This is a genomic window from Aquabacterium lacunae (assembly GCF_004310865.1).
Classification (GTDB): Bacteria; Pseudomonadota; Gammaproteobacteria; order Burkholderiales; family Burkholderiaceae_C; genus Aquabacterium; species Aquabacterium lacunae.
In genome coordinates this window covers 26,301-44,414 of sequence record NZ_SIXI01000004.1, presented here as the reverse complement: position 1 = coordinate 44,414, position 18,114 = coordinate 26,301, and the positions used below count along the sequence as shown (strand labels likewise).

At 66.3% G+C, this 18,114-nt stretch carries 15 protein-coding genes; 6 read left to right on the top strand and 9 right to left on the bottom strand.

Annotated features, from left to right (window positions below; genetic code table 11):
- The first annotated feature begins 133 nt into the window (after nucleotides 1-133).
- Complete coding sequence (locus EYS42_RS10110) at nucleotides 134-1,009, top strand: NAD-binding protein (RefSeq protein ID WP_130968053.1); 876 nt, start codon at nucleotides 134-136, stop codon at nucleotides 1,007-1,009.
- A 97-nt stretch (nucleotides 1,010-1,106) separates the two neighbouring features.
- The gene (locus tag EYS42_RS10105; protein WP_165456714.1) at nucleotides 1,107-2,090 is read left to right on the top strand and encodes a Tim44 domain-containing protein; all 984 of its coding nucleotides are present in this window, start codon (nucleotides 1,107-1,109) and stop codon (nucleotides 2,088-2,090) included.
- 61 nt (nucleotides 2,091-2,151) lie between these two features.
- On the opposite strand, the gene EYS42_RS10100 is transcribed toward EYS42_RS10105, so the two are convergent.
- On the bottom strand, nucleotides 2,152-3,981 hold the full coding sequence (locus tag EYS42_RS10100; RefSeq protein ID WP_130968052.1) for an ABC transporter ATP-binding protein: 1,830 nt from the start codon (nucleotides 3,979-3,981) through the stop codon (nucleotides 2,152-2,154).
- Nucleotides 3,982-4,140: 159 nt separating this feature from the next.
- Here EYS42_RS10100 and EYS42_RS10095 point away from each other — a divergent pair, with 159 nt between their 5' ends.
- Together EYS42_RS10095 and yihG are read left to right on the top strand one after the other, a co-directional pair.
- On the top strand, nucleotides 4,141-5,334 hold the full coding sequence (locus EYS42_RS10095) for a GGDEF domain-containing protein (protein ID WP_130968051.1): 1,194 nt from the start codon (nucleotides 4,141-4,143) through the stop codon (nucleotides 5,332-5,334).
- A gap of 94 nt (nucleotides 5,335-5,428) precedes the next feature.
- Nucleotides 5,429-6,307: a 1-acylglycerol-3-phosphate O-acyltransferase, YihG family gene (yihG, locus tag EYS42_RS10090; RefSeq protein WP_130968050.1), complete on the top strand. Its 879-nt coding sequence runs from the start codon at nucleotides 5,429-5,431 to the stop codon at nucleotides 6,305-6,307.
- Here the strand turns inward: yihG and EYS42_RS10085 are convergent.
- The 8 genes from EYS42_RS10085 to EYS42_RS10050 form a co-directional block, all read right to left on the bottom strand.
- On the bottom strand, nucleotides 6,292-7,101 hold the full coding sequence (locus EYS42_RS10085) for a hypothetical protein (RefSeq protein WP_165456713.1): 810 nt from the start codon (nucleotides 7,099-7,101) through the stop codon (nucleotides 6,292-6,294). The genes yihG and EYS42_RS10085 overlap by 16 nt on opposite strands.
- Nucleotides 7,102-7,109: 8 nt before the next feature.
- Nucleotides 7,110-7,874, bottom strand: a complete 765-nt coding sequence (locus EYS42_RS10080) for a class II aldolase/adducin family protein (protein WP_130968048.1) — start codon at nucleotides 7,872-7,874, stop codon at nucleotides 7,110-7,112.
- Entirely contained in the window at nucleotides 7,871-9,454 is a 1,584-nt protein-coding gene (locus EYS42_RS10075) for a malonate--CoA ligase (RefSeq protein WP_130968047.1), read from the bottom strand. The genes EYS42_RS10080 and EYS42_RS10075 overlap by 4 nt, the downstream gene beginning before the upstream one ends.
- A 21-nt stretch (nucleotides 9,455-9,475) precedes the next feature.
- Complete coding sequence (gene fghA, locus EYS42_RS10070; RefSeq protein WP_130968046.1) at nucleotides 9,476-10,339, bottom strand: S-formylglutathione hydrolase; 864 nt, start codon at nucleotides 10,337-10,339, stop codon at nucleotides 9,476-9,478.
- Between the two features lie 6 nt (nucleotides 10,340-10,345).
- Complete coding sequence (locus EYS42_RS10065) at nucleotides 10,346-11,203, bottom strand: ion transporter (RefSeq protein WP_130968045.1); 858 nt, start codon at nucleotides 11,201-11,203, stop codon at nucleotides 10,346-10,348.
- A gap of 15 nt (nucleotides 11,204-11,218) precedes the next feature.
- Nucleotides 11,219-13,261 carry a sensor domain-containing diguanylate cyclase gene (locus EYS42_RS10060; RefSeq protein ID WP_130968044.1) on the bottom strand — a complete coding sequence of 681 codons (2,043 nt, stop codon included), beginning with the start codon at nucleotides 13,259-13,261 and terminating at the stop codon, nucleotides 11,219-11,221.
- Between the two features lie 80 nt (nucleotides 13,262-13,341).
- Nucleotides 13,342-14,988: an acyl-CoA synthetase gene (locus tag EYS42_RS10055; RefSeq protein WP_130968043.1), complete on the bottom strand. Its 1,647-nt coding sequence runs from the start codon at nucleotides 14,986-14,988 to the stop codon at nucleotides 13,342-13,344.
- A gap of 117 nt (nucleotides 14,989-15,105) precedes the next feature.
- Nucleotides 15,106-15,378 carry an RNA-binding S4 domain-containing protein gene (locus EYS42_RS10050; RefSeq protein WP_130968042.1) on the bottom strand — a complete coding sequence of 91 codons (273 nt, stop codon included), beginning with the start codon at nucleotides 15,376-15,378 and terminating at the stop codon, nucleotides 15,106-15,108.
- Nucleotides 15,379-15,577: 199 nt separating this feature from the next.
- Here EYS42_RS10050 and EYS42_RS10045 point away from each other — a divergent pair, with 199 nt between their 5' ends.
- On the top strand, nucleotides 15,578-17,050 hold the full coding sequence (locus EYS42_RS10045; protein ID WP_130968041.1) for an aldehyde dehydrogenase family protein: 1,473 nt from the start codon (nucleotides 15,578-15,580) through the stop codon (nucleotides 17,048-17,050).
- A 137-nt stretch (nucleotides 17,051-17,187) separates the two neighbouring features.
- A complete protein-coding gene (locus EYS42_RS10040; RefSeq protein WP_130968040.1) occupies nucleotides 17,188-18,111 on the top strand; it encodes a branched-chain amino acid ABC transporter permease in 924 nt (307 codons plus the stop codon).
- Nucleotides 18,112-18,114 lie beyond the last annotated feature (3 nt).

The following is an 18,114-nucleotide window of genomic DNA, read 5'->3' as shown; positions in this document are numbered from 1 at the left end:
ACAGCAAAAACCTGTGCATTCGCCGTGCATTTGTGCGCATGCTCGCCCGCACAGCGGCGCACCATCGGTCCTAGACTGAAGTTGCCGGGGCTCTGGCTTGCCGTGGGCTCCGCCCCGTTGTCGGGAGGTGCCCATGAGCGCGTCGCGAAGTCCCTTGCTGGCCCTGTTCATCCGCCTGATGTCGGTGGCCCGCTACCGCTTCATTGCGGAACTCACCCTGATCTTCCTGGGGGTGTGGTTCGGTTGCGCGCTGGCCACCCACTGGTTCGAACACGGCCACAACCCCAAGGTCACCACCGTCGGGCACAGCATCTACGCCATGCTGGTGACCATGACCACCTCGGGCGATTCGGCCGTGGTGCCGCAGACCGTGGGTGGGCAGTGGGTGCTGGGCTTTGCCCTGCTGGTGTCCAAGCTGCTGACGGCCCTGCTGTGCGCGCTGGCCGCCGCGGTGCTGATCGAGCGCAAGGTGAGGGAAGAAATGGGGTTGACCATGCATGCACTGAGCGAACACATCGTCATCATCGGCTGGAACCTCAAGGGCCCGCAGATCATCCGCACGCTGCGCCAGGAACCGTCCCTGGAGCACACGCCCATCGTGGTCATGGCCGACCTGGAGCACAAACCCACCGACGAGCTGGGCACCTCGTTTTCGCGCTCGCCCTACCCGATCCGGGGTGAATCGGTCGAACGCGCCAGTCTGACCACCGCCGCCACGGTGGTGGTGCTGGCCAACTACGGCGAAAAGCAGCACGCCGATGCGCTGTCGGCCGTGAACGTGATGGTGGCGCGGCGGGCCAACCCCCATGCCCGCATCATCGTGGAGCTGCTGGACCCGGGCCAGCGCACCTTCCTGGAGGCCGCCGGCGCCGACCTGGTGGTGGGCATTGGCGAGGTGGGGGGCTTTCTGCTGGCCGAGGCCACCATCGGCAACGAGCAGGCCCGCGAGCTGCTCGATTTCGTGGCCGACAAGGGGCGCCAGCGGCAGCCCGCGGCGCTGAAGGGTTGAACCGCTGAAGTGAGGCGGTCTTCACACACCCGAAACACACAAGTGCGCCGAACTGGTTAAGATTCAGTTCACGTTCATTTCTCGGAGCCCGACGCTCATGACAATCAAGACTGGTCTGATGGCCTGGTCCATGGTGCTGGCCAGTGCCGCGCTGGTGTTCACCCCGTTCGATGCCGAGGCCAAGCGCCTGGGCAGCAACCGTCCGGCCGGCATGCAGCGCAGCATGCCCGACAAGGCACCCACCGCCCCCACTCAGCAGGCCACCCCTGGTGCGCCGGCCAACCAGGCCGTGCCCGGCAAGCCGGCCCAGCAGAACCAGGCAGGCGCGCCCAACGCCGCGGCAGCCGCCCAGCAGGCCGCGCCCAAGCGCAGCTGGATGGGCCCGATTGCCGGTCTGGCCGCTGGCTTGGGTCTGGCCGCTCTGGCCAGCCACTTCGGCTTTGGCGACGAGCTGGCCAACTTCATGATGATGGCCCTGCTTGCCGTTGGCGTGATGTTGCTGGTGGGCTTCCTGATGCGTCGCTTCGCCAACAAGGGGCAGGCCGCTGGCCCGCAACTGGCTGGCGCCGGTGCACCCTTCTCGCAAGGCCATGGCCAGCAGCAGCCCATGCAGCGTGAGAGCTTCAATGGTTTCCAGGGTGGTGCTTCGGCTTCTCCCGTGGGCGCCATGGGTGCTGCCGAGCCGGTGCAGGCCGCAGGTGCCTTGCCTGACGGTTTCGACACCGCCGGTTTCGAGCGCGTGGCCAAGATGATCTTCATCCGCATGCAGGCCGCCAACGACGAAGCCAATGTCGATGACCTGCGCAAGTTCACCACGCCAGAGCTGTTCTCTTCCCTGAAGGCCGACCTGCTCGAGCGCGGCGGTGCGCAGCAGCAGACCGACGTGATGCAGCTGGACGCCCAGGTGGTCGATGCCGCCCAGGAACAAGGCCAGTGGGTGGTGTCGGTGCGCTTCGCCGGACTGATCCGTGAAGAAGTGGGCGCCGGCGCCGAACCCTTCGCCGAGCTGTGGCACCTGGTGCGTCCGCTCGACGAAAGCCGTGAATGGGCCATTGCCGGCATCACGCCGCTGCAAGGCTGATCAGGCCTCGTCAAGAAAACCCGGGCCTGGCCCGGGTTTTTTCATGCCTGCTGCCGGGCTTTCAGTCTGCTTCGCCCAGGAATCCGCCGCTCTGGTGGGCCCACAGGCGGGCATACAGGCCGCCTCGCGCCAGCAGCGTGGCATGGTCGCCTTCTTCCACGATGCGCCCCTGGTCAAGCACCACCAGCCGGTCCATGGCGGCAATGGTCGACAGCCGGTGCGCAATGGCCACCACGGTCTTGCCCTCCATCAGCCGGTACAGGCTGGCCTGGATGGCTGCTTCCACTTCCGAATCGAGTGCGCTGGTGGCTTCGTCCAGCAGCAAGATGGGCGCGTCTTTCAGCATCACGCGCGCAATGGCGATGCGCTGGCGCTGACCGCCCGACAGCTTCACGCCGCGTTCGCCCACGTGGGCGTCGTAGCCGGTGCGGCCCTTGGGATCGCTCAGGCCCTGGATGAAGTCGTGTGCTTCGGCCCTGTGCGCGGCCTGTACCATGGCCTCGTCCCCCGCATCAGGGCGCCCATACAGGATGTTGTCCCGCACCGAGCGGTGCAACAGCGAGGTGTCCTGCGTGACCATGCCCACCTGCGCCCGCAGGCTGTCCTGCTGCACGTCGCCCACATGCTGGCCATCGATCAGCACCCGGCCACCGCTCACATCGTAAAAGCGCAGCAGCAGGTTCACGATGGTCGATTTGCCTGCGCCGGAGCGGCCCACCAGGCCGATTTTCTCGCCGGGGCGGATGGTCAGGTTCAGGCCGCTGATCACGGGGTTGTCGGCGCTGTAGCCGAAGGTCACGTTCTCGAACCGGACCTCACCTTGCTGCACCACCAGAGGCTTCGCGTCGGGCTGGTCGAGCACCTGGGCCGGGCGCGACAGCGTGTTGAGCCCGTCCTGCACGGTGCCGATGTGCTCGAACAGCATGGCCATCTCCCACATCATCCAGTGCGAGATGCCATTGAGGCGCAGGGCCATGGCCGTGGCTGCTGCGACTGCACCGATGCCCACTTGCCCCTGGGTCCACAGCCACAGCGCCACGCCGGCGGTCGACAGGATCAGGGCCATGCTCAGGCTGTGGTTGACCACCTCGAAGCCTGACACCAGCCGCATCTGCTGGTGCACGGTGACCATGAAGTCCTTCATGGCGCTGCGGGCGTGCACCGCCTCGCGCTGGCCTTGCGAGAACAGTTTGACCGTGGCAATGTTGGTGTACGCGTCGGTGATGCGACCGGTCATCAGCGAACGGGCATCGGCCTGCTCGCGGGCCGATCGGCTCAGGCGCGGCACAAAGAAGATGACCGATGCCACGTACAGGGTCAGCCAGCCCAGGAAGGGCAGCAGCAGCCAGGCGTCGAAGCCTCCCACCACGGCGGTCATGGTCACGAAGTAGATGACCACGAAGACCAGGATGTCGCCCACGATGAAGCAGGTGTCCCGCACGGCCAGGGCGGTCTGCATCACTTTGGTGGCAATGCGCCCGGCGAACTCGTCCTGGTAGAAGTGCATGCTCTGGCCCAGCATCAGGCGGTGGAAATTCCAGCGCAGCCGCATGGGGAAGGGGCCTGCCAGGGCCTGGTGCTTGAGCAGGGTCTGCACGAACACCGCCAGAGGGCTGACCACCAGCACACCGGCCAGCATCAGCAGGTGGTGACCTTCCTGCTGCAGCAGTTGAGCGGGCGGCACGCGCCCCAGCCAGTCGACGATGTCGCCCAGCCAGGCAAACAGCAGGGCTTCGAAGGCGGCGATCAGGGCCGTGAGGCTGGTCATGGCCAGCAGGTAGGGCCTCAGGCCTTCGGTGCCTGCCCACACAAAAGGCAGCAGTTGCCGGGGCGGTGTGCGGGGAGGGGTGTCGGGATAGGGGTCGACGAGGTTCTGGAACCAGCTCAGCACGTGGTGTCCTTGCAGCGGGGCGTGGAGAAATCGAAACAGCCCGCCAGCGTAACCCAGGCACCTAGGGCGTGTGCGGGTGTCCGATTTCAACCATTTTCCGCATAATGGCGGGCTTCACTCATCACAAACCCAAGGGTTGAGCCCCGCCATGAGCCGCGCATGAGCAGCTTGCATGAACAGCTGCACCCCGTCAGCCTGTCGTTCCGAGACCGCGCCCTGGAGGCCCACTACCAGGCCGTGAGCTTGCCGCGTCTGCGCTGGCACGCCCGACTGGCCACCATCGTGGGCCTGGCCGTGTATGCCCTGTTCGGCATCCTCGATCCGTATTACGTGCCTGAGGCCCTGCAGGGCCTGGTCTGGCAGGTGCGGCTGGCCAGCATGCTGTGTGGTGTGGCGGCCCTCATGGCCACCTGGGCCGCCTGGTACGACCGATGGGGCCACACGGTGCTGATGCTCTCGGGTCTGGTGGCCGGTGCCAGCACGCTCACGATCTTCTGGTTCCTGCCGCCCCGTGTGCTGGAGCACTACTACGCCGCCTTGCTGTTGCTGTGCGTGTTCATTTACGACTTCGTGGGCGTTCGCTTCAGCCTGGCCCTGCTGGGCAATCTGATCCTGCTGGCGGCCTACAACGTGTTGTTCGTGTGGTTGCAGGAGCGCCCACGCGAGGTGTGGATGAGCCACAACCTGCACCTGGTGTGCGCCAACATCCTGGCCGGCACCGCGGCCTACCTGGCCGAGTACCGCCAGCGCAAGCTGTTCCTGATTCAGCGTTACCTCAAGCAGGACGCCCAGCAGATGCGCCATGACGCCCTGCACGACGCGCTCACGCGGCTGCCCAACCGCCTGTTGCTGCTCGACCGCCTGGAGCAGTCGCTGAGCCATGCACGACGCACCGGACAGCCCGGCGCGGTGCTGTTCATCGACCTTGATGGCTTCAAGGCCGTGAACGACACCCACGGCCACAGCGCGGGTGACGAGGTGCTGCGCGAGGTGGCCCGTCGCATGCGGCGCTGCCTGCGCGAATCAGACACCCTGTGCCGCCTGGGCGGTGACGAGTTCGTGGTGCTCACGCCGGGCGTGGGCACGGTGCAGCAACTGCAGGCCCTGATCGACAAGCTCCGCACCGAGATCGAACTGGCCTTTGTGGTGCCCACCATCCGCACGCAGGGCGTGACCAAGGTCTGGGTGGGTGCCAGCATGGGGGCCACGTTCTTTCCGCCCGCCGATCTTCAGGCCGAAGAGCTGCTCAATGCCGCTGATGAGGCCATGTACCGCGCCAAGCGGTCTGGGCGCTCGCTGGAGCTGGGTGTGGTCGGTGGCGGTGTTGGTGCCAGCGGGGCGCATGCCGCCTGAGCCGAAATCTGCTCGATTGCAATACATTCGTCCTGCAATCTGAAGATAATCGCGGCTCGGGGCTCTCCCGTGTTCACCACAGGTTCCGTTTCACATGTCGAATCCCATCGTCTCGACCGTCAAGGGCGTGCTGGCCAGCGTGGTGCTGCTGGTCAACATCGCCACCGTCTTCAGCCTGCTCTTCCCCCTGGCCCTCATCAAGATGGTCCTGCCCTTCACGGCCGTGCGCAAGGTGATCGACAGCGTGCTCAATGCCCTGGCCGAATGGTGGATCGCGGTCAACACCGCCTGGATGAAAGCCGTCAATGGCACGCCCTGGGAGGTCTCGGGCCTGGAGGGCTTCAAGCCCCGTGGCTGGTACCTGGTCAATGCCAACCACCAGAGCTGGGTCGACATCCTGGTGCTGCAGCGCGTGTTCAACCGCCGCATCCCGCTGCTGAAGTTTTTCCTCAAGCGCGAGCTGCTGTACGTGCCCATCATGGGCCTGGCCTGGTGGGCGCTGGACTTCCCCTTCATGCGCCGCAAGGGGGGCAAGACCGCCGCCAAGGACATCGAGACGGCCCGCAAGTCGTGCGAGAAATTCCGCGTCATCCCCACGTCGGTGATCAGCTTTGCCGAGGGCACCCGCTACACCCGCGCCAAGCACGACCAGCAGAAATCACCCTACAAGACCTTGCTCAAGCCCAAGACGGGTGGGCTGGGCATGGCCCTGGAAACCATCGGGCCCCAGTTCGACGCCCTGGTGGATGTGACGATCGATTACCCCGACGGTGTGCCCACCTTCTGGGACCTGCTGACAGGCCGTGTCAGCCGTGTGCGGGTGGACGTGCGCCAGGTGCAGATCCCGGCCGCGCTGTCGAACGTGGACGACGCCAGCGTGGGCGCCTACCGCAACCAGCTGCAGGCCTGGGTCAACGAGCAATGGCAGCGCAAGGACGAGCTGCTGCTGCGGTGGCGTCAGGGCCGCGCCTGAGCGGGCGCGCTGGCGGGGGCAGCCGAGGCCTTGGATGCCTGTGCTGCGCCTTGCAGGGGCAGCAACAGGCGGGCTTCAAATTCGGCGGGGGCCACGTACTGGATCACGCTCTTGCCCTTCACAGGCACGGCCACGTCGATGCCGCGGTCGGGGTAGAGCAGGTGCTCCACTGCCTGTTCGCCTGAGCCGCGCGTGAGGCGCAGGCCCGGCGTGCCAAAGCGCTGGATCACGGTCTGCGCATCGAGCCGTGCCTGGGGCACCAGGCTCACGCTGCGCACCGACGCCTTCAGAGCCGTGGCCATGTCATGCACACCCAGTGTGAAGCGGCGGGTGGTGCTCTCCATGAAATCGACCTTGGCGGCCCGCTCGCGCATGTCCTGGAGCTGCTCGGGTGTGGCGGCCAGTGAAATCACCAGCTTGCCGGTCACGAAGCCCAGCTGGGCCGGGTCGATGAAGGCTTCCAGCGAACCCTGTTCACCCGGAGCCGCCACCACCGCCACCTGGTGCTCGATGGGCCAGCGTTGCTGCACATCGGCCAGGGTGGAGGCCGCTTCGGGCCGCACGCTCAGGCGCAGCCCTTGAGGGGGTGCCCCGAACAGCAGGCTGTCGCCGTCGGGGGTGGCCCGCACATCCCAGGGCAATCCGGCTCCTGCGGGTGCGTTCATGCCATCGGGGGGGGGGCCTTCCACCGTCGGCAGGGCACCCAGTCGGTCACCGGCCACCACCAGGCCCACCGCCACGGCCACGGCGCCCAGCACCATGGCGCCCACGATCGTCCACTTGTTCATGCTCAAGGCTGCTCTCAGGTCTTGTAGGAGGGGTCGATGCGATCGAGCTTGCGGATCAGCGAGGGCCACACGAAGGCGGCGCCCTGACCCTCGGTTTGCACCTTCATGGCGTGCCCGGTGGTGGCCAGGATGGCCGGATCGACCTCGATGAGTGGGCCACCGGCCTGGGCGGCCAGCTGGATCTGGCAGGTGCTTTCGAACACGTACATGTTCAGGAAGGCCCCGGCCACGCTGCGACCGATGGTCAGCAGGCCATGGTTGCGCAGCATCAGGTGGTTGGCCTGGCCCAGGTCGGCCTGCAGGCGGGGCTTCTCGTCTTCGCGGAAGGCCACGCCTTCGTAGCTGTGATACGCCAGCGAGGGCAGCACGAAGGTGCTTTGCTGCGAGATGGGCAGCACGCCACAGCGTTGAGCCGACACGGCCACGCCGGCGCGGCTGTGGGTGTGCATCACGCACAGCGCGTCTTCACGCCCTTCGTGGATGGCGCTGTGGATGTTGAAGCCTGCCGGGTTCACAGGGAAGGGTGAGTCCATCAGCTTGTGGCACTTCAGGTCGACCTTGACCAGGCTGGACGCCGTGATCTCGTCGAACATCAGCCCGTAGGGGTTGATCAGGAAGTGGTGCTCGGGGCCGGGCAGGCGTGCCGAGATGTGCGTGAAGATGAGGTCGCTCCAGCCGTACAAAGCCACCAGGCGGTAGGCCGCGGCCAGGTCCACGCGCAGCTGCCATTCTTCGGGGCTGACCTGGTCTTTCAGCGACGGGATGTTCAAGGCGCTCATGCCGTGTGCTCCGGGAGGGTGTGCTCAGAAAAGGCGTGCTGATGGTGCTGGCGCAGCAGGTTCTTCTGCACCTTGCCCATGGCGTTGCGAGGCAGGTCGTCCACGAAGAAGATGCGTTTGGGCACCTTGAAGCTGGCGATCTGGCCTTTGAGGGCGTCGATCAGGCGGGCTTCGTCCAGGGGCCGGCCATCGGTGGTCACCACGACGGCCACCACGCCTTCGCCGAAATCCGGGTGGGGCACGCCCACCACCGCCGACTCGATCACACCCGGCAGCTTGTCGACATGGCCCTCCACTTCAGCAGGGTACACGTTGAAGCCGCCCGTGATGATGAGGTCTTTGGCCCGTCCCACCAGGTGCAGATAGCCGGCGGCATCGATGAAGCCCACATCGCCCGTGATGAACCAGCCATCGGCGGTGAAGGACTCGGCCGTCTTGTCGGGCATGCCCAGGTAGCCGCTGAACACATTGGGGCCCTGCACCTGCACGTGCCCGGGGGTGTCCGTGCCGCAGGGCCGGCCCGCATCGTCGATGACGCGCACGCCCACGCCGGGCAGGGCCGGGCCCACGCTGCCGGGCTGGCGGGGGCCATCGGCCGGGCGGCAGGGGTTGGAGCACAGCATGCCGGTTTCGCTCATGCCGTAGCGCTCCAGGATGGTGTGCCCGGTGCGGTGCTCGAACGCCTCGTGGGCGCTGGCCAGCAAGGGGGCCGAGCCACTGACGAACAGCCGCATGCCCGACACCGCATGGGCCGTCAGGCCTTCGTGGGCCAGCAGGCGCCCGTACATGGTGGGCACGCCCATGAACACGGTGGCGCGTGGGGCCCTCAGGTCGGTCAGGTGGGCCAGCACCTGGGCGGGGTCGAACCGGCTCAGCCAGCGCATGGGCGTGGCCGACAGCAGCGCGCAGTGACAGGCCACGAACAGGCCATGGATGTGGAAGGTGGGCAGCGCATGCACCAGGCAGTCGTCGCTGCGCCAGTCCCAGTGGCGCAGCAGCGTGCGCGCATTGCTCAGCAGGTTGCCGTGCGACAGCATGGCGCCTTTGCTGCGGCCGGTGGTGCCCGAGGTGTACAGGATGGCGGCCAGGTCGGAGGCCTTGCGGGGCTTGACCGCGTGCACATCGGGCTGCTGGGCCGCATGCACCAGCAGGCTGCCGCTGCGGTCGGTGTTCAGGGTGAACAGGTGGGCCACGCCGCGGTGGGCCGCCAGCGGAGCCACCCAGTCGAGGTCGTCGCTGCGGCACACCAGCACGGCCGGTCGCGCGTCCTGCACGAAGTAGTCCAGCTCGGCGGCCTTGTAGGCCGGATTCAGCGGCAGGAACACGGCGCCCGCACGCAGGGTGGCCATGTACAGCATCAGGCCTTCAACCGACTTGTCGATGTGCGCAGCCACCACGGGCGGGCGGCGCTGGGCTCCGCGCCCCACGGGGGGCAGGTCCAGGCTGTCGAGCAGGTTGGCGATCATGGCTGTGGCGCGGTCCAGGTCGCGCCAGGTGTAGGCCTCTCCGGCCTCGGTCAGGATGGCTGGCTCGTCGAGTGTGGCGGGCAGCGCGGCCTGGATGGCGGTGTACAGGTTCATGGCAAATCCCCGGGGGTTGTGTCAGGCACCTTGGCCAGCACCCAAACCCAGGTGGCGGGCATGGTGTGCGAGGTGGTCGCGCATGAAGGTGCTGATGAAGTAGTACCCGTGGTCGTAGCCTTCGTGCTTGCGCAGGGTCAAGGGCTGGCCATGGGCCAGGCAGGCTTGCTCGAACAGATGCGGGTGCAGCTGCTCGGCGAGGAACTTGTCGCCCAGCCCCTGGTCGATCAGGATGGGCGCGCAGCGGTGCCCCGCCTGGACCAGTTCGGTGGCGTCGTGCCTGGCCCAGGTGCTGCGGTCAGCGCCCAGGTAGCCGCCGAAGGCCTTGTGCCCCCAGGGGCACTGGCTGGGCGCCGCAATGGGCGCAAAGGCCGACACGCTGGCAAAGCGGCCCGGGTGACGCAGGGCCAGGGTCAGGGCGCCATGGCCGCCCATCGAATGCCCGAAGACGCCGGTGCGCGTGGGCTCACCGCCGAAGGCGTCGATCACGCCAGGCAGCAGTTCGTTCATCAGGTGGCTTTCCATGCGCCAGTGCGTGGCCCACGGGGCTTGGGTGGCGTCGAGGTAAAAGCCGGCGGCGGTGCCGAAATCCCAGTGGGCATCGGCGCCTTCCACGCCCGTGCCGCGCGGGCTGGTGTCGGGGGCCAGCAAGATCAGCCCATGTTCGGCCGCGAATTGCTGGGCACCACCCTTGATCACGAAGGTTTCTTCGGTGCAGGTCAGGCCGGCCAGGTACATCAGCACAGGGCGCTTCTCGCCGGCCAGGGCCTGGGGCGGACGGTACACCGCAAAGCGCATGGGCAGGCCGATCTCGGCGCTGTCGAGCTGGTAAAAGCCTTGCACGCCGCCGAAGCAGCGGTGTTCGCTCAGGGTCTGGAAGTTCATGGTGTGTCAACCTTCGCGCTGGTACTCAGGCAATCGTGCGCCGCAATGGCGGCAGAAGTTCGCTTCTGGCAGGTGACCTTCGGTCAGGCATTCGTGGCAGCTGCGGGTGGTGGTGACCCGGGGCAGACGCTGTGCGGTCATCTCGGAGGTCACGATGCCGGTGGGCACGGCCAGCACGCCCCAGCCCAGCAGCATCATGAGCGAGGCAATGAACCGCCCCAGGTCGGTCTTGGGGGTGATGTCACCAAAGCCCACGGTGGTCATGGTGGTCACGGCCCAGTACATGGCCGTGGGGATGCTGGTGAAGCCGTGTTCGGGCCCTTCCACCACGTACATCAGGGTGCCCATGATCAGCACCACCATCAGCACGAAGGACAGGAACACCGCGATCTTGCGCCGGCTGGCCATCAGGGCCCGGCCCAGTGCGGTGTATTCGGTGACATAGCTGGTGAGCTTGAACACCCGGAACATGCGCAGCAGCCGCAAGATCCGCACGTCGATGAAGAAGTGGGCCTCGGGCACCACCAGGGCCAGGTAGGTGGGCACCACCGAGACCAGGTCGATGATGCCGAAAAAGCTGGTGGCGTAGCGCCAGGGGTGCCGCACGCACAGCAGCCGCAGGATGTATTCGGCCGTGAAGCCGATGGTGAAGCACCACTCCAGCACCGACAGCCAGAAACCGAAACGTGCCTGGATGCTGGACACGCTGTCGAGTGTGACCACCAGCACGCTCAGCAAGATGGCGCCGATCAGGCACTGGTCGAACAACCGACCCGCCCGGGTGTCGGCCTCGAAGATGATGGTGTAAAGGTTCAGCCGCCAGCCCGCCAGGGGCTTGTCGTCGGAAGGGGGCAGGGCGTTCATGCCCTGCTTTATAGATCAATCTGGGTGTTCGGCTGGCTGGACAGTCCTGCCGATCGAAGGCGTGGTGGCGCAGACCATGCAATTGCGGCCACCCGACTTGGCGCCGTACAGGGCGTGATCCGCCTGTGTGAGCCAGTCTTCCAGGCCATGCAGGGCCGAATGCCAGGGCGCCATGCCAATGCTCACCGTGAGCTGCATGGTGCTGTTTCCATGGGCCACGGTCGTCTGGCTCAGTTGCTGGCGGATGCGTTCCAGCGCCACCCATGCCTCCTGCTCGCTGGTCTGGGTCAGCAGCACGGCAAACTCCTCGCCACCCACCCGTCCGATGAGGTCGGTTTCGCGGGTCGACTGCTTCATCACCTGGCTGAAGGCCTTGAGCGCAGCGTCCCCGCCGGCATGCCCGTGTTCGTCGTTGATGCGCTTGAAATGATCCAGGTCCAGCAGGGCCAGTGTGCAGGGCTGCTGGTAGCGCCGGGCCTGGCGGAATTGTTGTTCGGCCGCGTCCATGAAGGCGCGCCGGTTGGCCAACTGGGTCAGGGCATCGACGCTGGCCAGGTGCCGCAGTTGCTCCTCCATGGCTTGGCGCTGGTCTTCCACCACACGCGCATGCAGCAGGGTGCCCAGCGTCACCACCAGGGGTTGCAACAGCTGCTGCACCGCTTCATCGAAGCCCCCTTCGCGGTTGCCCAGACCGATCATGCCCAACACCTCGCCGTTGAAGCTCAGCGGGATGCCCAGGAAAGAGTCGAGGTTGGGGTGTCCCTTGGGGGTGCCGCGACTGGCCGGGTGGGTGGCCGGTGCGTTGGTCAACACCACCTCGCCATGCGTCACCACATGGCCAAAGAGGTTGTCGAGGTTGTTGAAGCGCATGGCGTTGGGGCGCTTTTGATGTTCCTCGTACCAGTGGCGCGAGCCCTCGTCCCACGAAATGTTCGAAATGGTCGGCACGAAGAGGCTTTTGTGTCCCACTTCGTCGATGTGCGTGATGCCGATGAAGCCAAAGCGGCTGCCGGTGATCTGCAGCAAAGGTTCGAACAGCGCTTCGCAGGCGGCCTGGATGTCCTTGCTGAGCAGGAAGTTCTGCTGGGCCTCGTTGATCAGGGCCTGAAGCCGCTGAACCTGTCGGCGCTCGGCCTCTTGCTGCCGAAGCGACGCCTCCATGCGCTTGGTGGCGGTCACGTCCAGCAGGAAGCCGCGCACACGCACCAGCTGGCCGTGGTTGTCGAGGTCGCCGCGGGTGATCTGCTGCACCCAGCGTTCACCGTCGGCCAGCGGGTAGGTGATCTCCTGCCAGGTGTCCAGGCCCAGGGCGTGGGCCTGCAGCGCAGCCCGGAAGGCGTCCTGTCGATCGGCGGGCAACAGCTGCTCGAAAGGCTGGCCGTCATCCAGGTGCCGCATGGCCGCTTCACCCAGGATGTCGTGCAGGTTGCCTGAACGGTACAGCAGGCTCGCCGGGGTGTGGGTGTCCCAGATCAGGGCGGCCACCGGGCCCGACGACAGCAGTTCGCGCTCGCGGCGGATCTCCAGCCGTTGCTGGTGCGATTGCAGGATGGACATCACCACGTCGGCAAAGGTGCTCAGGCGGGTGCGGTCGGCTTCGGTGAATTCGGTGCGAGGTCTGGTGTCGAGCAGGCACAGGGTGCCCACCACATGACCTTCCCGGGTGCGCAGCGGCGCGCCTGCATAGAAGCGAAAGCCATTGGTCTGCTGCTGCACCCAGGCGTACTTGGAGAACAGCGGGTCGCGGCTCAGGTCGCTGATCACCAGGGTCTGCTGCTTCATCACCACGTGGTGGCAGATGCTGGTTTCGCGCGGGAAACGCGGGTCGGCAAAGCCGCAGCGGGCCTTGAACCACAGCTGTTCGCTGTCGACCATGGACACCAGGCAGGTGGGCACGTTGAACACGTGCGCCACCAGGCGGGTCAGGCGATCCAGATCGGGGTCGGGCGGGGTGTCCAGCACCTCCAGGCTGCGCAAGGCGGACAGTCGCTGCGCCTCTTGGGCAGCTTCCTGAGCGGTGGGTGTGACGCTGGACACGTGGGCGGTGGCGATGGGCATCCGAAGGGCTGAAGCTCGACAACTGTCAGGTTGGGTTCACACTTGACCAGCATGCCCGGCTTGTGGACCTCTGCGTGCGCTTAAACGTCGATCGCGCGGGCAGATCCGGCCTTTTTACGCAATTCGAACTTCTGGATCTTGCCGGTGGAGGTCTTGGGCAGCTCTCCGAACACCACCGCACGGGGCACCTTGAAGCCCGCCAGGTGCTGCTTGCAATGCGCGACGATGTCTTGCGGTGTGATGTCCACACCCGCTTTCAGCTCGACAAAGGCGCACGGTGTTTCGCCCCATTTGTCGTCGGGCTTGGCCACCACGGCGGCGGCCAGCACGGCCGGGTGACGGTAGAGCACGTCTTCCACTTCGATGGACGAGATGTTTTCGCCCCCCGAAATGATGATGTCCTTGCTGCGGTCCTTGATCTTGACGTAGCCATCGGGGTAGCGCACGGCCAGGTCGCCCGTGTGGAACCAGCCGCCGGCAAACGCTTCCTGCGTGGCCTTGGGGTTCTTCAGGTACCCCTTCATCGTGATGTTGCCGCGGAACATGATCTCGCCCATGGTCTCGCCGTCGGCGGGCACGTCGGCCAGGGTGGTCGGGTCTTTCACGGCAATGCCACGCTGCAGGTGGTAGTTCACGCCCTGCCGTGCATTCAGGCGCGCGCGCTCACCGATGTCCAGGGCGTCCCAGGCCTCGTGCTTCACGCACACGGCCGCGGGCCCGTAGATCTCGGTCAGGCCGTACACATGGGTCAGGCCAATGCCCAGTTTTTCCATGCCTTCGATCATGGCCGCGGGCGGTGCAGCGCCGGCCACCATGGCCTGGATGCCGGCGGGCAGGCCCACCTTCAGTTCGTCAGGGGCGTTGACCAGCCCCGCGTGCACGATGGGCGCCGCGCAGTAATGCGTGACGCCGTGCTGGCGCATGGCCTCGAAAATGGCCTTGGGTTCCACCTTGCGCAGGCACACGTTCACGCCCGCTCGGGCGGCCACCGTCCAGGGGAAGCACCAGCCATTGCAATGGAACATGGGCAGCGTCCACAGGTACACCGCATGCTTGGGCATGTCCCATTCCAGGATGTTTGACACCGCGTTCATGGCCGCGCCTCGGTGGTGGTACACCACGCCCTTGGGGTTGCCGGTGGTGCCCGAGGTGTAGTTCAGCGCGATGGCGTCCCATTCGTCGGCGGGCAGTTGCCATTCGAACTGGGCGTCACCGCTGGCCAGCAGGGTTTCGTAGGTGAGCGGGCCGATGCGTTCGTGCGTGCCGGCGTACAGGGCGTCGTCGGCGTCGATCACCAGCAGCCTGCCTGTGCTCTGGCGCAGTTCGATGGCGCGGGCCATGGTGGGCGCGAACTCCCGGTCCACGATCACCACCTTGGCCTCGCCGTGGTCCAGCATGAAGGCAATCGCCTCGGCGTCGAGCCGGGTGTTCAGCGTGTTGATCACGGCACCGGCCATCGGGATGCCGAAGTGGGCTTCCACCATGGGGGGCGTGTTGGGCAGCATCACGGCCACGGTGTCGCCGTGGCCCACGCCGCGCTGGCGCAGGGCGCTGGCCAGCTGGCGGCAGCGGCGGTAGGTCTCGCCCCAGGTCTGGGCCATCTCGCCATGCACGATGGCCAGGCGGTCAGGGTAGACCTGGGCGGCGCGCTCCAGAAAACTCAGGGGGCTGAAGGCGGCAAAGTTCGCCTCGGTGCGGGGCAGGTCCTGTGTGTAGATGTTCGACATCGAAGACTCCTGGAACACCCTGGCACCATACTGCGGGAAAACGCGACGGCACTCGGGTCAATCCCCGATTTCAGCGGTTTTCGTGCGCAGTCGCCCTGCGCGGCATCAAAGAGCGTGTCAGTCGTTGATTTCGCGGTCGCCGCTTGCGGCCTCGGGTGCATTCGGGTCGGCCTCCACCCGGATGCGGGCACCCCGCACGCTGACCACCTGGCCCGCACGGATCTTGGCGGTCTTGCGCAATTCGTCCTGGCCATCGACCTGCACCATGCCTTCAGAGACCATGAATTTGGCCTCGCCGCCACTGCTGGCCAGGCTGCAGGCTTTCAGCAATTTGTCGAGGGTGATGAATTCGCCACGCAAGTCGAAGGTGATCTGTTGAAGGGGGGGCATGGCAGGGTATTTGGATGACGGGATAGTTTCAAAAAATGGCGCGGTGCTGGCACAATGCCGTCTTCGCGCAGAATGTGCGCACGCGCGTTTTCAAACGCGTGCCGAATGCAGGTGCAATCCCGGCAAACACGCTACATTGACGCCGATGGCGCGGCCCGACATTGTCAGGCCGCCGGCCCCACCCGAAGGAGACGCCAAGATGAACGCCCCCCTCATGCACATGGTCAGCACCCAGCCCGGTGAAGCCAACCCGGCCGACATCCAGCGCGCCTTCGATGCCCAGCTGCCCACGGCCCTGGCCTGGCGCGCTTCCACCGCGGCCGAGCGCATCGCCCGCCTCAAGAAGCTGCGCGATGCCATGCTGGCCCGCCGCGAGGCCTTCTACGCCGCCTTCGAGAAGGATTACCACAAGCCGCCTTCGGAGGTCGAAGCCACCGAGTTCATGCCGGTGCTCGACGAGATCCGCCACGCCATCGGTGACCTCAAGAAGTGGATGAAGCCGCAGCGTGTGTGGCCCACCATGACCACGGGTGGCACCTCGGCCTGGATCGAAGCGCAGCCCCGTGGCCGCTGCCTGATCATCGCGCCCTGGAACTTCCCGCTGAACCTGTGCTTCGGCCCGCTGGTGTCGGCCCTGGCTGCGGGCAACACGGCCATCGTCAAGCCGTCGGAAATGACGCCGCATGTCAGCGCCGTGATGGTCGAGATCCTGCGCGAGCTGTTCCCCATCGACCAGGTGGCCATCTTCGAGGGCTCCACACCCACCTCGACCGCCCTGCTGGCCCTGCCGTTCGACCACATCTTCTTCACCGGCTCGCCGGCCGTGGGCAAGATCGTCATGACCGCCGCCGCCAAGCACCTGACCAGCGTCACCCTGGAGCTGGGCGGCAAGTCGCCCGTGATCGTGGACGAATCGGCCGACATCAAGCTGGCCGCCGAAACCCTGCTGTGGGGCAAGCTGACCAACTGTGGCCAGATCTGCGTGGCGCCCGACCACGTGTACGTGCACGAAGCCGTCAAGGACAAGTTCGTGGCCGAATGCCGCCGCGTGATCGCCGAGCGCTACGGCGACAACGCCCAGGCCCAGAAGGCCTCGCCGCACTTCACCCGCGTGATCAACCAGCGCCACACCCAGCGCATTGCCGGCCTGATCGACGACGCCCGCAAGCGCGGCGCCCGTGTGCTGCTGGGCGGTGAGGTGGATGTGGCCTCGTCGTTCATCGCGCCCACGCTGCTGGACAACATCCCGGCCGAAGCCACCATCATGAGCGAAGAGATCTTCGGGCCCGTGCTGCCGGTGATCGGCTGGCGCGACATCGACCAGGTCATCGCCCGGATCAACGCCGACCCCAAGCCGCTGGCGCTGTACATCTTCGCCCGCAACGACGCCCGCACCAAGCGCATCATTGCGCACACCAGCTCGGGTGGCGTGGGCATCAACCACTGCGTGCTGCACTATGCGCACGGCAACCTGCCCTTTGGCGGCGTGAACAACTCGGGCATCGGCAATGCCCACGGCTACTTCGGCTTCAAGGCCTTCTCGCACGAGCGTGCCGTGCTGAAGTCGGGCCCGATCATGGTGGCCAAGCTGTTCTTCCCGCCCTACGACGGCTTCAAGCCCAAGCTGATCCGCACCATCGTCGATCTGCTCAAGCTGCCCAAGCTGTTCTGAGCCTGCCCACGCTGCACATGGCCGATAATCCGGCCGCGTGGCCCAGCAGCCCGCCTGACGGTTGAAGCCGACTGGCGGGCTTTTTGCATGGGTGGCCCCAGCCTGACCCGCGCACAGTGCGCAGAAAGTCGACACCGGTGGACATCTTCATCCAACAACTCATCAACGGCCTGGTGCTGGGCAGCATGTACGCCCTGGTGGCGCTGGGCTACACCATGGTCTACGGCATCATCAACCTGATCAACTTCGCGCACGGCGAGGTGCTGATGGTGGGGGCGCTGGTCAGCTGGACGGTGGTCACCCAGCTGGAAGGTGCAGGCCTGCCGGGCTGGCTGCTGCTGCTGATCGCGCTGGCGGTGGCCATGGTGGCCTGCATGGCGCTGAACTTCGTGATCGAGAAGCTGGCCTACCGGCCCTTGCGCAATGCGCCCCGGCTGGCGCCGCTGATCACGGCCATGGGCGTGTCGCTGCTGTTGCAGACGCTGGCCATGATCATCTGGAAGCCTGACTACAAGCCGTTCCCCATCCTGCTGCCCGACGAGCCCTACGAGGTCATGGGCGCCACCATCAACGTGGTGCAGGTCCTGATCATCGGCGTGGCCGCTGCCACCATGGCCGGCCTGATGGCCCTGATCCATGGCACGCCGCTGGGCCGGGCCATGCGCGCCACCGCCGAGAACCCGCGGGTGGCGCAGCTCATGGGCGTGCGCCCTGACCGCATCATTTCCGCCACCTTCGTCATCGGGGCGGCCCTGGCGGCCCTGGCCGGCGTGATGTGGGCGGCCAATTACGGCTCGGTGCAGCACACCATGGGCTTCCTGCCGGGCTTGAAGGCCTTCACGGCGGCCGTGTTTGGCGGCATCGGCAACCTGCCGGGCGCCATGGTGGGCGGCATCCTGCTGGGCCTGATCGAAGCCCTGGGTGCCGGCTACATCGGTGACCTCACCGGTGGCTTGCTGGGCTCGAACTACCAGGACATCTTCGCGTTCTCAGTGCTGATCCTGGTGCTGGTGTTCCGCCCGCAGGGCCTGCTGGGCGAACGCGTCGCCGACCGGGCGTGAGGA

What these genes read in the sequence shown, in the direction of transcription:
- EYS42_RS10110 (WP_130968053.1), top strand. Translation starts at nt 134, where the DNA reads ATGAGCGCGTCGCGAAGTCCCTTGCTGGCCCTGTTCATCCGCCTGATG.
- EYS42_RS10105 (WP_165456714.1), top strand. Translation starts at nt 1,107, where the DNA reads ATGACAATCAAGACTGGTCTGATGGCCTGGTCCATGGTGCTGGCCAGT.
- EYS42_RS10095 (WP_130968051.1), top strand. Translation starts at nt 4,141, where the DNA reads ATGAGCAGCTTGCATGAACAGCTGCACCCCGTCAGCCTGTCGTTCCGA.
- yihG (WP_130968050.1), top strand. Translation starts at nt 5,429, where the DNA reads ATGTCGAATCCCATCGTCTCGACCGTCAAGGGCGTGCTGGCCAGCGTG.
- EYS42_RS10080 (WP_130968048.1), bottom strand. Translation starts at nt 7,874, where the DNA reads ATGAGCGCCTTGAACATCCCGTCGCTGAAAGACCAGGTCAGCCCCGAA.
- EYS42_RS10075 (WP_130968047.1), bottom strand. Translation starts at nt 9,454, where the DNA reads ATGAACCTGTACACCGCCATCCAGGCCGCGCTGCCCGCCACACTCGAC.
- fghA (WP_130968046.1), bottom strand. Translation starts at nt 10,339, where the DNA reads ATGAACTTCCAGACCCTGAGCGAACACCGCTGCTTCGGCGGCGTGCAA.
- EYS42_RS10065 (WP_130968045.1), bottom strand. Translation starts at nt 11,203, where the DNA reads ATGAACGCCCTGCCCCCTTCCGACGACAAGCCCCTGGCGGGCTGGCGG.
- EYS42_RS10060 (WP_130968044.1), bottom strand. Translation starts at nt 13,261, where the DNA reads ATGCCCATCGCCACCGCCCACGTGTCCAGCGTCACACCCACCGCTCAG.
- EYS42_RS10055 (WP_130968043.1), bottom strand. Translation starts at nt 14,988, where the DNA reads ATGTCGAACATCTACACACAGGACCTGCCCCGCACCGAGGCGAACTTT.
- EYS42_RS10050 (WP_130968042.1), bottom strand. Translation starts at nt 15,378, where the DNA reads ATGCCCCCCCTTCAACAGATCACCTTCGACTTGCGTGGCGAATTCATC.
- EYS42_RS10045 (WP_130968041.1), top strand. Translation starts at nt 15,578, where the DNA reads ATGAACGCCCCCCTCATGCACATGGTCAGCACCCAGCCCGGTGAAGCC.